At 72.9% G+C, this 14,000-nt stretch carries 14 protein-coding genes; 6 read left to right on the forward strand and 8 right to left on the reverse strand.

Features of this window, described 5'->3' with window-relative positions:
* The first annotated feature begins 7 nt into the window (after positions 1–7).
* Together JIX55_RS06710 and JIX55_RS06715 are read left to right on the forward strand one after the other, a co-directional pair.
* Positions 8–757: a maleylpyruvate isomerase family mycothiol-dependent enzyme gene (locus JIX55_RS06710; protein ID WP_257562324.1), complete on the forward strand. Its 750-nt coding sequence runs from the start codon at positions 8–10 to the stop codon at positions 755–757.
* Positions 758–821: 64 nt separating this feature from the next.
* Positions 822–1,145 (forward strand): DUF6332 family protein, encoded by a 324-nt coding sequence (locus JIX55_RS06715; RefSeq protein ID WP_257562325.1) that lies wholly within the window; start codon positions 822–824, stop codon positions 1,143–1,145.
* On the opposite strand, the gene JIX55_RS06720 is transcribed toward JIX55_RS06715, so the two are convergent.
* The 3 genes from JIX55_RS06720 to JIX55_RS06730 all read right to left on the reverse strand — a co-directional run bounded on the left by JIX55_RS06720 (position 1,106) and on the right by JIX55_RS06730 (position 3,842).
* Positions 1,106–1,771, reverse strand: coding sequence for a response regulator (locus JIX55_RS06720; RefSeq protein WP_257562326.1), 666 nt, complete (start codon positions 1,769–1,771; stop codon positions 1,106–1,108). The two genes, JIX55_RS06715 and JIX55_RS06720, sit on opposite strands and share 40 nt — an antisense overlap.
* Positions 1,768–3,030: a sensor histidine kinase gene (locus JIX55_RS06725; protein ID WP_257562327.1), complete on the reverse strand. Its 1,263-nt coding sequence runs from the start codon at positions 3,028–3,030 to the stop codon at positions 1,768–1,770. The genes JIX55_RS06720 and JIX55_RS06725 overlap by 4 nt, the downstream gene beginning before the upstream one ends.
* A 98-nt stretch (positions 3,031–3,128) precedes the next feature.
* Positions 3,129–3,842, reverse strand: a complete 714-nt coding sequence (locus JIX55_RS06730) for a TetR/AcrR family transcriptional regulator (RefSeq protein ID WP_257562328.1) — start codon at positions 3,840–3,842, stop codon at positions 3,129–3,131.
* A gap of 189 nt (positions 3,843–4,031) precedes the next feature.
* Here JIX55_RS06730 and JIX55_RS06735 point away from each other — a divergent pair, with 189 nt between their 5' ends.
* Positions 4,032–4,484, forward strand: a complete 453-nt coding sequence (locus JIX55_RS06735) for a nitroreductase family deazaflavin-dependent oxidoreductase (protein ID WP_257562329.1) — start codon at positions 4,032–4,034, stop codon at positions 4,482–4,484.
* Between the two features lie 112 nt (positions 4,485–4,596).
* Here the strand turns inward: JIX55_RS06735 and JIX55_RS06740 are convergent, their stop codons facing one another.
* On the reverse strand, positions 4,597–5,802 hold the full coding sequence (locus tag JIX55_RS06740; RefSeq protein WP_257562330.1) for a geranylgeranyl reductase family protein: 1,206 nt from the start codon (positions 5,800–5,802) through the stop codon (positions 4,597–4,599).
* Positions 5,803–5,984: 182 nt separating this feature from the next.
* Between JIX55_RS06740 and JIX55_RS06745 the strand changes: the two genes are divergently transcribed.
* Positions 5,985–7,340 carry a dipeptidase gene (locus tag JIX55_RS06745; protein ID WP_257562331.1) on the forward strand — a complete coding sequence of 452 codons (1,356 nt, stop codon included), beginning with the start codon at positions 5,985–5,987 and terminating at the stop codon, positions 7,338–7,340.
* Positions 7,341–7,481: 141 nt separating this feature from the next.
* Here JIX55_RS06745 and JIX55_RS06750 read toward each other — a convergent pair whose 3' ends face one another.
* From JIX55_RS06750 to JIX55_RS06760, 3 genes are all read right to left on the reverse strand, one after another.
* Positions 7,482–8,519, reverse strand: a complete 1,038-nt coding sequence (locus tag JIX55_RS06750) for an NUDIX hydrolase (protein WP_257562332.1) — start codon at positions 8,517–8,519, stop codon at positions 7,482–7,484.
* 171 nt (positions 8,520–8,690) lie between these two features.
* Positions 8,691–8,945 (reverse strand): hypothetical protein, encoded by a 255-nt coding sequence (locus tag JIX55_RS06755; RefSeq protein ID WP_257562333.1) that lies wholly within the window; start codon positions 8,943–8,945, stop codon positions 8,691–8,693.
* A 76-nt stretch (positions 8,946–9,021) separates the two neighbouring features.
* Positions 9,022–9,975, reverse strand: coding sequence for an ROK family protein (locus JIX55_RS06760; RefSeq protein WP_257569239.1), 954 nt, complete (start codon positions 9,973–9,975; stop codon positions 9,022–9,024).
* Between the two features lie 228 nt (positions 9,976–10,203).
* Here JIX55_RS06760 and JIX55_RS06765 point away from each other — a divergent pair, with 228 nt between their 5' ends.
* Both JIX55_RS06765 and JIX55_RS06770 read left to right on the forward strand, forming a co-directional pair.
* Positions 10,204–11,280 (forward strand): LacI family DNA-binding transcriptional regulator, encoded by a 1,077-nt coding sequence (locus JIX55_RS06765; RefSeq protein ID WP_257562334.1) that lies wholly within the window; start codon positions 10,204–10,206, stop codon positions 11,278–11,280.
* Between the two features lie 3 nt (positions 11,281–11,283).
* Positions 11,284–12,051, forward strand: a complete 768-nt coding sequence (locus tag JIX55_RS06770) for a hypothetical protein (RefSeq protein WP_257562336.1) — start codon at positions 11,284–11,286, stop codon at positions 12,049–12,051.
* A 25-nt stretch (positions 12,052–12,076) separates the two neighbouring features.
* Here JIX55_RS06770 and JIX55_RS06775 read toward each other — a convergent pair whose 3' ends face one another.
* Complete coding sequence (locus JIX55_RS06775) at positions 12,077–13,924, reverse strand: serine/threonine-protein kinase (protein ID WP_257562337.1); 1,848 nt, start codon at positions 13,922–13,924, stop codon at positions 12,077–12,079.
* Positions 13,925–14,000: the final 76 nt, after the last annotated feature.

The following is a 14,000-nucleotide window of genomic DNA, read 5'->3' on the forward strand; positions in this document are numbered from 1 at the left end:
TCGCCCCATGGAGACCGCCGAGCACATCAGAGCCCTGGACGAGGAGGGCCGGCTGCTGGCCGCGGCCGCCCGGAAGGCCGGCACGGACGCCGAGGTGCCGACATGTCCCGGCTGGCGGGTACGGGACCTGGTGCGGCACACAGGCCTGGTGCACCGCTGGGCCACGGCCTTCGTCGCCGAGGGCCACACCTCGCCCCGCCCTCTCGGGAGCGACCCGGACCTGGACGGTGACGCGCTGCTGACCTGGTTCGAGGAGGGGCACCGGCACCTCGTCGACACCCTGCGCGCCGCCCCGGCCGACGTCGACTGCTGGCACTTCCTGCCCGCCCCCTCCCCACTGGCCTTCTGGGCGCGTCGCCAGGCCCACGAGACGGCCGTGCACCGCGCCGACGCGGAGTCCGCGCTCGGCGCCCCGCCCGGCGAACCCTCCATGGACTTCGCCGTCGACGGCATCGACGAACTGCTGCTCGCCTTCCACGCGCGCGGCAGGAGCCGGGCGCGCACCGAGACGCCGCGTGTCCTGCGGGTGCGGGCGACGGACACCGGCGCCGCCTGGACCGTACGGCTGTCGTCGGAGCCGCCCATGACGGAACGGGCCGACGCGTCGGACACCACGGACGCCAAGGGCGCCGACTGCGAGATCGCGGGCCCGGCGCCCCGGCTGTACCTGTCCCTGTGGAACCGGCTCCCCTTCCCCGCCGTCACGGGCGACCCCTCGCTCGCGGAGCTGTGGCGGAAGACCTCGGGCATCGGCTGAGACCGGGCCCGGCCCGCGCGCCGTTGGCCTTGTCCGGTACGCCCACCGCCCCCACACTCGGCCCATGGGGAGACGAACGCAGGCCGAGCGGGACGCGATGACCACGGAGATCGGTTTCGCGCTCTTCGCGGGGGCGGTGCTGGCGGGCGCGGCCTACTTCGGCGTGACGGAATTACTCCCGACCGTCTTCGGCTCCCTGCGCGGCCGGTGGAGCCTGCTCGGCCCCATCGCGGTCAGCGTGACCGTGGTGGTGTTCGTCGCGGTCGTCACGACCGTGCTGACCCGCTTCCGACGCGCCACGCGACCTGGCGGGCAGGGTCCCGCACCACCCGGCCGACCGGGCGCGGCTCAGCCCAGCCAGCCCGGCCGCACCAACCCCGACTCGTAGGCCAGCACGACGAGTTGGGCCCGGTCGCGGGCGCCCAGTTTCACCATCGTGCGGCTCACATGCGTCTTGGCGGTCAGCGGGCTGACGACGAGTCGGCGGGCGATCTCGTCGTTGGTCAGGCCGATGCCGACGAGCGCCATCACCTCCCGCTCCCGCTCGGTGAGTCCGGCGAGGGAGGCGACGGCCGCCGGCTCCTTGGAACGGGCCGCGAACTCGGAGATCAGCCGCCGGGTCACCCCGGGCGACAACAGCGCGTCGCCCTCGACCACCGCCCGTACCGCGCGCACGAGTTCCTCCGGCTCGGTGTCCTTCACCAGGAAGCCGGACGCCCCGGAGCGGATCGCCTCGAAGACGTACTCGTCGAGCTCGAAGGTGGTCAGCATGACGACCTTGACCTGTTCGAGATCCGGATCGTCATTGATGCGCCGGGTCGCGGCGAGGCCGTCGAGAAGGGGCATGCGGATGTCCATCAGGACGACATCGGGGCGGAGTTCGCGCACCTTGATGAGCGCCTCCTCCCCCTCGGCCGCCTCCCCGGCCACCTCGATGTCGGGCTGCGCGTCGAGCAGCGCCTTGAACCCCGCCCTCACCAGAGACTGATCGTCGGCGAGCAGTACGCGGATCACCGGTCCTCCTTGACCTCGCGGGACGCCCGTACCGGCAGTACGGCGAGCACCCGGAACCCCCCGTCGGCGCGCGGGCCCGCCTCGATCGTGCCACCCAGCGCGGCGGCCCGCTCCCGCATCCCGACGAGTCCGCTGCCGCTGCCGCCCGCGCCGGTGCCGGTCGCGGGCCCGTCGTCGTCGATCCGCAGCCACAGCTCACGCCCGTCGTGATCGAGGACCACGCGGGCGTGCCGCGACCCCGAATGCCGTACGACGTTGGTGAGGGCCTCCTGGACGATGCGGAAGGCGGCGAGGTCGGTACCCGGCGGCAGCTCGGGCGCCTCGCCCTCGACGCCGACGGTCAGGCCCGCGCCCGCCGCCTGCTCGACGAGTTCGGGGAGCCGGGCGAGCCCCGGGGCCGGGGTGCGCGGGGCGTCGCCGGGCGTGCGGAGGGTGTCGAGGACCTGGCGGACCTCGCCCAGGGCCTCCTTGCCGGCCGCCTTGATGGTGATGAGCGCGGTGCGCGCCTGTTCGGGGTCGGAGTCGAGGAGGGCCAGCCCGACACCCGCCTGGACGTTGATCACCGAGATGCTGTGCGCGAGGACGTCGTGCAGTTCGCGGGCGATCCGCAGCCGTTCCTCGTCGGCCCGCCGCCGGGCGTCCCGCGCGCGCTCGGCCCGCTCCCGGGCCCACTGCTCGCGCCGGGCGCGGGCCAGCTCCGAGACCGCGACGATCGCCACGCCCCAGGTCACGACGACGATCTCCTGCCCCCAGCTCGCGGCGTCGTCCCCATCCGGCGGCAGCCACCGGTACAGCCAGTGCGCCACCAGCACATGCCCCACCCACAGCGCGCCCATCGCCGTCCAGGCGGCCTCGCGGTGCCCGGCGACGATCGCGCTGAAGCAGCCGACGGCGACGGTGAAGAACACCGGCCCGTACGGGTAACCGGCGCCCAGATACACCATGGCGGTCGCGGCCGTCCCGAAGGCGACCGGCACGGGCCGACGCCACCGCCACAGCAGCAGGAGGGCGCCCACGAGCAGCAGGACACGCGCGAAGGGTTCGAGCGAGGCGCGTTCGTCCTTCTGGAACTCGGCGGCCGCGTTCGAGCCGACCATGACGAAGACGGTGAACGCCACCGTGGAGCGCCACGGCCAGCGAGGACCTCCCTCGTCGCCGTCCGGCCGGTTCCACCACGGCGGCCCGCCCCCGCGCCACCACCGCCGGGGCCGCCCGCCCCGCATCGGAGGGCCACCCGCCTCCGCACCCTGCTCTGCCATACCGGCCACGCTAGACGCCGCCCACCGAGCACCACGTCACCCGAGCGAGGTGATCACACGTACTCCCGGCGACGTACGCCCTGCCGGTCCTGAGGACGTCAGCGGACCTCGGTCTCGGAGTGCGGGAACACCAGACCGACGTGGTGGGCGAGTTGGCCCGCCGCGTGCCGGAAGAACACTCCCCGGTCCTCGACCACCCGGTTGAACTGCCCGAACACCTCGAAGCTGACCAGCCCGAACAACTGCGCCCACGCCCCGACCAGCACCGCGACCACCTCCGGCGGCAGATCGGGCGCGAATTCCTCGGCCATCCGCCGCGCCTCGGGCCGCACCTCGGCGGGCAGCTTCCACTGAGCCACACCCTTGTCCTGGTAGGCCTCGCGCACGATCCGGATCGCCAACTGCCCGACCCGGGACGCGGCCGGCAGGGTGGCGTCGGGCGCGGTGTACCCGGGCACGGGCGAACCGTAGATCAACGCGTACTCGTGCGGCCGCGCCAGTGCCCACTCCCGCACCCCTTCGCACACCGCGACCCACTGGCCCGCCGGGCTCTCACCGGCGGCCTTCGCGTACGCGGCCTCGGCGGCCTCACCCAGGGAGTCGAAGGCGTCGATGATCAGCGCGGTCAGCAGCTCGTCGCGGCTGGGGAAATAGCGGTACAGCGCGGAGGAGACCATGCCGAGCTCGCGCGCCACGGCACGCAGTGACAGCTTGGCGGCGCCCTCGGCGGCGAGTTGTCTGCGCGCCTCGTCCTTGATGGCGGCGGTGACCTCGATCCTGGCCCGGGCGCGCGCCCCTTGTGCTGTGCTCATGCGAAGCAGTGTGCCATAGAGGCAGAGCACTGCACACAATTGAGATCACCGCTCTCCAATCAGAGCGCCGATAACGAACGAGAGCACTGCTCTTGCTTTGGAGCACCGATCTCGTACACACTGCTCTCAAGCGAGAGCAGCGCTCTCCGAATCGCCCGGCGAGCCGCTCCACCACTTCGGAGGAACCCCATGTCGTCGTCGCCCCACTACATCAAGTCCAACCCCTTCGACCGCGTGCTCAACGGCTTCATCGGCTGGCTCGCCCGCCGCGGCGTCAGCCTCCTCGGCACGGCCGAGCTCTCCGTGCGCGGCCGGAAGAGCGGCGAGTGGCGTCGGCTGCCGGTCAACCCGCTGCCGTACGAGGGCGGCCCCTACCTCGTCTCGGCGCGCGGCCACTCCGAGTGGGTGCGCAACATGCGGGCGGCGGGCGGGGGACGGCTTCAGGTGGGCCGGCGGGTGCGGGAGTTCACGGCGGTCGAGCTGCCCGACGCGGAGAAGCCCGTCGTGCTGCGCACCTATCTGAAGAAGTGGGGCTGGGAAGTGGGCCGGTTCTTCGGCGACGTCAACGCCGACTCCACCGACGAGGAGCTGCTCGCCGCCGCGCCGAAGCACCCCGTCTTCCGGATCACCGTCACACGGTGACCGGCCGGGGTGCCGGCGGATCCGCATCCCCCGGATGCGCCGAAAGCCGTCCGGATGCGGTCACCGGGGCACCTGCCGACGCGTCGGCGCCGGCTGTCGGGCGGGCCCGCGCCTATCTGTCGAACGCGGTCAGCGCACGCTGGGCCATCGGGTGGGTCCGGACGATCTCACCCAGGGAGGTCGAGCCGCGCGTGATGTCGACGAAGGCCCGCCAGGCGGGACGGAAGCCGGTGATCGCCGCGTGGAAGAGCCCGGGCCGACGCTCGAACGCGATCAGCAACCGCTTGCCGACGCTCATCTCGACGCCGAGCCCCGCCTTCACGGCGAACGCGTAGTTCAGGGCCTGCCGGCGGGTGTCCACCGCGTCGTGCGCCTCGGCGATCCGCACCGCCCACTCCCCCGCGAGCCGGCCCGAGCGCAGCGCGAAGGAGATTCCCTCCCGCGTCCAGGGCTCAAGGAGCCCCGCCGCGTCCCCGCACACCAGCACCCGCCCCCGCGAGAGCGGCGAGTCGTCCGCGCGGCAGCGCGTCAAGTGCCCCGAGGAGATGCTCGGTTCGAAGCCGGCGAGGCCGAGCCGCCCGATGAAGTCCTCCAAGTACCGCTTGGTGGCGGCACCTTCACCGCGCGCGGAGATCACACCGACGGTCAGTGTGTCGCCCTTGGGGAAGACCCACCCGTAACTGCCGGGCATCGGGCCCCAGTCGATGAGGACGCGCCCCTTCCAGTCCTCGGCGACGGTCTCCGGCACGGGGATCTCCGCCTCCAGGCCGAGGTCGACCTGCTCCAGCTTCACCCCGACGTGCGCTCCTATGCGGCTGGCGCTGCCGTCGGCGCCGACGACGGCCCGCGCGAGCAGCGTCTCGCCGCTCTGCAGGACGACGGCGACCGTGCGCCGGTCCGGCACGGCCGAGCCGTGCTGCTCGACCCGGGTGACCGTGACGCCCGTACGCAGCTCCGCGCCCGCCTTCTGGGCGTGCTCGACGAGTTGCTGGTCGAACTCGGGCCGGTTGATCAGCCCGAACAACATCTGCTTGGACTTGCGCGTCCGGGCGTAACGACCGTCGAGGGAGAAGGTGACCGCGTGCACCCGGTCCTTGAAGGGCAGTTCGAAACCGGGCGGCAGCGCGTCGCGTGAGGGGCCGATGAGGCCGCCGCCGCACGTCTTGTACCGCGGCAGCTCCGCCTTCTCCAGCAACAGGACGCTGCGTCCCGCGACCGCCGCCGCGTAGGCGGCCGAAGCCCCCGCGGGGCCCGCGCCCACCACGACGACGTCCCACACCCGCTGCACGTCGTCCGCCGAAGAGTTCTCGCTGCTCACGATGGTCTACTGCTCCCGATCCAGCCGCCTGCCGCACCTGTCCCACGCATCCTACGGCGGGTGACGCCGAGGACCGCTGTGGGAGGATCGGCAGCGCGTGCGCCCTACACCGACACACCGGGCAAGGGCGTACGCGGCCACTCACCCAGAAGGACAACGTCGCACCCACGAGGAGCGTGCCCATGCCGTCGAACCCGGTCGCCGAGACCGTCGCCTCATTGATCCCCCGGGCGAGGGAGGAGCTCACCGAACTGGTGGCCTTCAAGTCGGTGGCGGATTTCGACCAGTACCCGAAGCGCGAGAGCGAGGGCGCCGCGAACTGGGTCGCCGACGCGCTGCGCGCCGAGGGTTTCCAGGACGTGGCCCTGCTCGACACCCCCGACGGCACCCAGTCCGTGTACGGCTACCTGCCGGGGCCCGAGGGCGCGAAGACGGTCCTCCTCTACGCCCACTACGACGTGCAGCCGCCGCTGGACGAAACGGCCTGGCTGTCGCCGCCGTTCGAGCTGACCGAGCGCGCCGGCCGCTGGTACGGGCGCGGCGCGGCCGACTGCAAGGGCGGCGTGATCATGCACCTGCTGGCGCTGCGGGCGCTCAAGGCGAACGGCGGGGTCCCCGTCCACATCAAGGTGATCGCCGAGGGTTCCGAAGAGATGGGCACCGGCGGTCTCCAGCAGTACGCCGAGGCGCACCCCGAGTTGCTCGCCGCCGACACCGTCGTCATCGGCGACGCCGGCAACTTCCGCGCCGGACTGCCGACGGTCACCTCCTCCCTGCGCGGCATGATCCTCATGCGCGTGAAGATCGACGCCCTCGAAGGCAACCTGCACTCGGGCCAGTTCGGCGGCGCGGCCCCCGACGCGCTCGCCGCGCTGATCCGCGTCCTGGACTCACTGCGCGCCGAGGACGGTACGACGACGGTCGACGGACTCGCGAGCGACGGCGCGTGGGACGGCCTTCAGTACGACGACGGGCAGTTCCGCCAGGACGCCAAGGTCCTCGACGGCGTGGACCTGGTCGGCTCCGACACGGTCGCCGATCGCATCTGGGCCCGCCCGGCCGCCACCGTGCTCGGCATCGACGCCCCGCCGGTGGTCGGCGCGACCCCGTCGATCCAGGCGAGCGCCCGCGCCCTGATCGGGCTGCGCGTCCCGCCGGGCGTGGACGTCACGGACGCCGTCAAGCTCCTCGAGGCCCACCTGGTGGCGCACACCCCGTGGGGCGCCCGGGTGAGCTGCGAACCGATCGGCCATGGGCAGGCGTTCCGCGCCGACACCTCCAGCCCGGCCTACGAGGCGATGGCCGCCGCCATGGCCGTCGCCTATCCGGGCCAGGAGATGCAGTACGCGGGCCACGGCGGCTCCATCCCGCTGTGCAACGCCCTCGCCGCCCTCTACCCGAACGCCGAGATCCTCCTCATCGGCCTCAGCGAACCCGAGGCCCAGATCCACGCGGTCAACGAGAGCGTGTCCCCGGAGGAGCTGGAGCGCATGTCGGTGGCGGAGGCGCTGTTCCTGCGCAACTACGCGGCGAACTGAACGAACCGAAAGCGCCGGTCCAGTCCCGCGCCTCTTCAGGGGCGCGGGGCTGTGACATACGCGGCTGCGCCGCGTGGCGCGGACGACCACGAGCGACCCGCGATCGCCCCACGACCTTCCCGAGACGGCGGCGGCGAACCGTCATACCGGCACCCCCGCCTCCAGGTACAGCGCGGCGCCCCGCTCCCGCGCCCGAAGAGCCCACCGCAACCGCTCATACCGAACCGGCGGCAGCAGATCCGCGGCCTCCTCCTCGGTGACGAATCGCCAGTCACGCAGCTCGGGCCCGGGCAGAACGGGCCGCTGCGCCCCCGACGTATCAATGCGCCCACCGTCGAAGAGAAGGCGCAGTCCCCCGTATCCGGGCGGCGCGGGCGACTCCCAGTCGACTACCAGCAGCCGGGGCACATCGTCGAGCCGTATCCCGGTCTCCTCGACGACCTCGCGCACCCCCGCACGCGCCGGCGCCTCACCGGCCTCCACGACTCCACCGGGGAACTCCCATCCGGCCTTGTAGGTCGGATCGACAAGCAGAACCCGGTCGTCCTCGTCGAACAGCAGGACCCCCGCGGCAACCGTCTCGGCGGTCGGCTCGGGGGTCTGCACGATGTCGCACACGGGTACGTCGTCGGCGGCCACGGCGTCGGCGATACGCCGCGCGGTCTCGTACGGGGTGAGTGCGCCGGTGTCGACGAGATGGGCATCGGCGGTGAGCCAGCCGCCCAGGGCGGCGCGGTAGGGCGCGATGTGGTCGTACGCCCATTGACGCATCCGCATCTCGCCGTCGGGGAGGTCGGGCGGTATCTCCCGCCCGGCTATTCGCTCTCGCAGTATCGTTTCAGCCGGGGCCAGGAGCAGATGCCGGACGGTGATGCGGCGGGCGGCGAGGCCGCCGAAGATCTCGTCGCGGTACTCCTGGCGGAGCAGGGTCATGGGGACCACGAGGGTGCCGCCCAGCTCGGCGAGCAGGGCGGCGGCGGTGTCGACCACGAGCCGTCGCCAGCTCGGCAGGTCCTGGAAGTCGCCGACCTCGGCGAGGCGTTTGGCCGGCAGCATGTGCGTCAGTGCGCCGCCGATGACCTCGGGGTCGAAGAGCGTGCTGTTCGGGATCAGTTCGATCAGTTCCCGTGCGGTGGTGGTCTTCCCCGCACCGAACGCACCGTTGATCCAGACGATCACGGTTCCCCCTCTTCTGTTGGCCCCCTGAGGCTTGCCCTCCACTCCGCCACGGAAACCAGCCGCTGATGAGGAGCCGAAATACGACGGCGGCGGGTCCCCCACTGGGTGGAGGTCCCGCCGCCTGCGATGCGATGGGGAACGGACGGGAATCCGCTGCCCGTTACCAGGCCGTCAGCCTTCCCTGCCGCCCTTGCCGACCTGACCCTTCTGGTCCGCCGTGCCGCCCAACGCGTCCTCGTCCACGGCCAGGCTGTCGCTGGAGACCGTCTTGCCGACCTTGCCGAGCGTGCCCTCGACGTCCAGTTTGCTCAGCGCGTCCGGCTTCCCGAGCGTGTCCGCGGCGTCGTGGCCGTGTGACGGCGTGATGGCCGCGACGACGAACCCGGTGGCGAGGGAGGCGATGGCGAGCATGCTGCGCTTCTTCATGCCCCGCTCAACTGCGGAACGGGGCGAGGGGTCACGCCCCTCTTTCGACTCTTCCGCGCCACCCGCCCCGCGGCCGTCACTCTCCGGCCACCGGCGGGCCCGGCCGACGCGCCAGCGCCGCCGCGGCCGCGCCCACCAGGCCCGCGTCGGTGCCCATCACGGCGGGGGCGATGGTCAGGTCCTGTACGAAGGACAGCGTGGCGTAGTCCTTGAGGGCGGTGCGCAGGGGGGCGAAGAGGACGTCGCCGGCGCCCGCGACACCGCCGCCGATGACGGCCAGGTCGATCTCGACGAGGGTGGCGGTGGCGGCGATACCGGCGGCGAGGGCCTGGGCGGCGCGTTCGAAGGAGGCGACTGCGACGGGGTCGCCGGCGCGGGCGGCGGTGGCGACCGCGGCGGCGGAGGTGTCGCCGTCGGGGCCGGGCCGCCAGCCGTTGGCCAGGGCGCGGCGGGCGATATTGGGGCCGCTCGCGATGCGCTCGACGCAGCCGCGCGCACCGCAGGGGCAGGGGTCGCCGTCGAGGTCGACGCTGATGTGACCGATGTGCCCCGCATTTCCGGTGGGGCCCGCGTGCAGCTTCCCGCCGAGGACGAGGCCACCGCCGACGCCCGTCGACACCACCATGCACAGCGCGTTGTCGTGGCCGCGCGCCGCGCCCTGCCAGTGCTCGGCCGCGGTGATGGCCACGCCGTCGCCGATCAACTCGATGGGCAGTCCGCCGGTCGCCGCCCGGACCCGTTCGACTAGGGGGAAGCCGCGCCAGCCGGGGACGTTCACCGGGCTGACCGTGCCGGCCGAGGCGTCGACCGGGCCCGCGCTGCCGATCCCGACGGCCGTGGCCCCGCTCCACAGCGGGGCGGCGGTGAGCTCGCCGAGGACCTCCTCGACGGCCCGCATCACGGTGTCGCCGTCCTCCTGGGCGGGCGTCGGGCGCTGTGCGCGCACCAGGATCCGGCCGTGGCCGTCCACCAGCGCCCCGGCGATCTTGGTGCCGCCGATGTCGAGCGCGGCCACGAGGTCGGTCTGCATCAGTGTCAGTTCTCCCACTGCGAGTCTCCTACCGGGCGCCCGAATCCAGCGGCACCCGGATCTCCGGCCGGAAAACTGGCAGCACGACGCTCGCCTGGTGGGGGGCGCCGGCCAGAGAATGCGATAGACAGTCTCCCCCGGCTGTGACAACGTTGTCCAGGCTCTATGCTCGACGGCACATCGTCAACAGCCGCACAATTCCGACACGGCACCACCGACCACACCCCCGTGGACGACAGGACAGGACAGCGCATAGTGCCCGAGACCGCCAACGGCATCGCCCGCCGCCCCGAGAACCGCTACGGCAACCGTCCCACGATGAAGGACGTCGCGGCCCGGGCCGGGGTCGGTCTGAAGACGGTCTCCCGGGTGGTGAACGGCGAGCCGGGCGTCACTCCGGACACCGAGCGCCGCGTCCAGGAGGCGATCGAGGCACTCGGCTTCCGGCGCAACGACAGCGCGCGGGTGCTGCGCAAGGGCCGTACGGCCAGCATCGGCCTGGTCCTGGAGGACCTCGCCGACCCGTTCTACGGCCCCCTCAGCCGGGCGGTGGAGGAGGTGTCCCGCGCGCACGGCTCACTGCTGATCAACGGATCCAGCGCGGAGGACCCGGACCGGGAGCAGGAGCTGGCGCTGGCGCTGTGCGCGCGCCGGGTGGACGGGCTGGTCGTCATCCCGGCGGGGGACGACCACCGCTATCTGGAGCCCGAGATCAGGGCGGGTGTCGCCACGGTGTTCGTGGACCGCCCGGCCGGGCGGATCGACGCCGACGTCGTGCTGTCGGACAGCTTCGGCGGCGCCCGTGACGGCGCGGCCCACCTCATCGCCCACGGCCACCGCCGCATCGGCTTCATCGGCGACATGCCCCGCATCCACACCGCCGCCGAGCGGCTGCGCGGCTACCGGGCGGCCATGGAGGACGCGGGCATACACGTCGAGGACACATGGATGTCCCTCGGCGTCACCGACCCCGAGCGGGTCCGCAGGGCGGCCGAGGAGATGCTGTCCGGCCCGGCGCCCGTCACGGCGGTCTTCGCGGGCAACAACCGGGTGACGGTCACCGTCGTACGGGTCCTCGCCGAGCACACCCGCCCGGTCGCCCTCGTCGGCTTCGACGACTTCGAGCTCGCCGATCTGCTCCGGCCGGGCATCACCGTGGTCGCCCAGGACCCCGCCCGGCTGGGCCGCACCGCCGCCGAGCGCCTCTTCCAGCAGCTGGACGGCTCCCTCGTCACCCCGGAGCGCATCGAGCTGCCGACCCGGCTGATCGCCCGCGGCTCGGGCGAACTCCCGCCCGCGGACTGACCTTTGGCAGCCCCCGATCCCCGTACGCTCGAAGCGCTCGGCCTCGCCGTGGCGCCGCGCGAGGACCCGCTGAGCTATCCGGGCGCGTGGCCCCCCGAGTCCGCGCTCCTGGACGGCAACCGGATGCTGCCGCTGGACACACTCGTCTTCGAGGACCGTGTCCCCGTCCTCTCGGTCGGCTCCAACGCCTGCCCCGCGCAGCTCGTGCACAAGATGGCGGAGCACGGCGTGGAATGCCGGATCCCCATGGTCAGGGCCAGGGTCACCAACATCGGGGTCGGCGTCTCCGCCCATGTCAGCCTCCTCGGCTACATGTCCGCGTCGCCCTTCCACTCCCCCGGCTCCACCCGCGAACTGTTCCTCACCTGGCTGAACGAGGCGCAGCTCGCCGTGGTCGACACGAGCGAAGGCGTCGACTCACCGACCGGCAACTTCCACCGGGCCGTCCTCCCCGCCGCCGACTTCCGGATCGAGCTGGAGTCGGGCGAAGTCCTCGACCAGGCCTGGATCTACGTCAACCGGTGGGGCGTCCTGCACAACGGCGGCCCCGGCCCGCGCCCCCATCCGGGCCGGCAGCGCCCGCTGATCAGCGAACTCCTCGCCGCGTCGGCGGAGTTACGCGAACTGTTCGGCACCACACCGGACGAGTTCTGCGCCCGGGCGCGCGGCAATCGCGGTCTGTGCGTGCGGGGCCGGGAGGTGTTCGCCGAGAAGAGGTGGACCACGGTGTCCGGCCTGGAGCAGTACATACGGCCGCATCCGCGGTCGTAGGCCCGGCCCTGGGCGCCGCCCGGCCTCAGCAGACCGGGAGGCCGGGCACCGGGGCGTCGTTGTCGCCGCCCTGGATGTAGACGTCGCTGACGAAGACGTTCGTGTTGCCGCTGTCGTCGTCCGTCTTGGCCCACCAGATGTTGGTCCACTCGCCGTAGGTCTCGCGGCGGCCGAGGTTCTGCTGGCAGTAGAAGTAGTTGGTGCCCTGGTTGAGGACGCCGACCTCGGTGCCGGCGGCGGTGTAGGACTTGGCGGTGCGCCAGACCGTGCAGTTGTACTTGCCGCCGCCGATCGGGAAACAGGACGGTTCCGGCGTGGGCTCGCCTCCGCCGGTGGTGGTACCACCGGCGGTGGAGCCGCCCGAGCTGTCCGAGCCCTCCGAACTGCCGCCCGTGGTACCGCCGCCGGCGTTCTTCGACGGGGAGGCGGATGCCTCGGTTTTCTTGTCTTCCTGCTCCTTGGCCTTCTCGGTCGGGCTCGCGGACTTCTCGTCGTCCTTCCCCTTCTCCTTGGCGTCGGAGTCGTCGGAGAGGTCGACCGTGCCCCGGCTGGGGCCCTTGGAGGGGGTGGCGGTCGTCGAGTCGGTGGCCGGGGGCCGGGCGTCCGTCCCGGTGTCGTCGTTCCCGTTGAGCAGGGCGACCGTGACGCCGGTGGCGGCGAGGACAACGGTGACGGCCACGGCGGCGAGCAGGGCACGGCCCTTGCGGGGGCGGCTGCCGGGCGAGGACGCGGTGGTGACGTCTCCCGACGCGGGCACGGCTGCCTGCGAGGCGTCCGCATCGGGGCCGACGACCGCGGAGGACACGCCGGTGCCGGGCTCGGCGACCGGCTGTGGCGGCCCGGAGCCGGGGGTCGGGCCCGTCGAACCGAACCCGGCTCCCCCGCCCGTCCCACCGGGTGCCGCGCCCGCCGTCGGCGGCCCGAACCCCGGCGGCGCCGAAGGAACCATCCGCTTGGTCTCCGCCCTCGGCCGCGACGCCGACCCGTCCGACCCGGTCGTCGGGGAGTCGAGCTCGCCCCCGGCGGCCACGGCATCCAGCAGTTCCCGGGCCCGGTCGGCGTCCGGGCGGTGCTCCGGGCGCTTCTCCATCAGCTGCCGCAGAACCGGCCCGAGCGCCCCCGCCCGCTGCGGTTCGGGCAGCGGCTCGCCCACGATCGCGGTGAGCGTCGTCCAGGCGGACGTGCGCCGGAACGGGGACGAGCCCTCGACGGCCGCGTACAGGGTGGCGCCGAGTGCCCAGACGTCGGAGGCGGGGCCGGGGTCGTTGCCCTGGGCGCGCTCGGGGGCCAGATAGTCGAGGGAGCCGACGAGTTCGCCGCTGCGGGTGAGGTGGGTGGCGGAGCCGTCGCCCGGGTCCTCCATGGTGGCGATGCCGAAGTCGGTGAGGACGACCCGGCCGGAGCGGTCGAGGAGGATGTTGCCGGGTTTGACGTCGCGGTGCAGTACGCCGACCCGGTGGGCGGCGGCCAGCGCCTCCATGACCTTGGCGCCGATGGCGGCGGCCTCGGGCGGGTCGAGGAGGCCCCGGTCGCGCAGGACGTCGTCCAGGGACGGCCCCTCGACCAGCTCCATGACGATCAGCGGGCGCCCGTCGACCTCGGCCACGTCGTGCACGGCGACGACTCCGGGGTGCCGGACGCGGGCGGCGGCCCGGGCCTCGCGCTGCATCCGCAGGCCCAGGTCGGCCAGTTCGGGCGCGGCCGCGTCCGTGTAGGTGCGCAGTTCCTTGAGGGCGACCTCGCGGTGGAGCACCTCGTCCACGGCCCGCCAGACGACCCCCATACCGCCGCGTCCGAGCTGCTCCACGACCCGGTACCGCCCGGCGAGCAGCCGCCCGGTACCGTCCGCCTGTTCGTTCGCCCCCGAAGACACCTACGCCCCGTTCCTGTGACCGACCGATGAGTGGGCGTACAGCGTACGATGCGGGGCGAGGCGCCCCGGACCGGCC

The sequence above is a fragment of the Streptomyces sp. DSM 40750 genome (assembly GCF_024612035.1).
Lineage (GTDB): Bacteria > Actinomycetota > Actinomycetes > Streptomycetales > Streptomycetaceae > Streptomyces.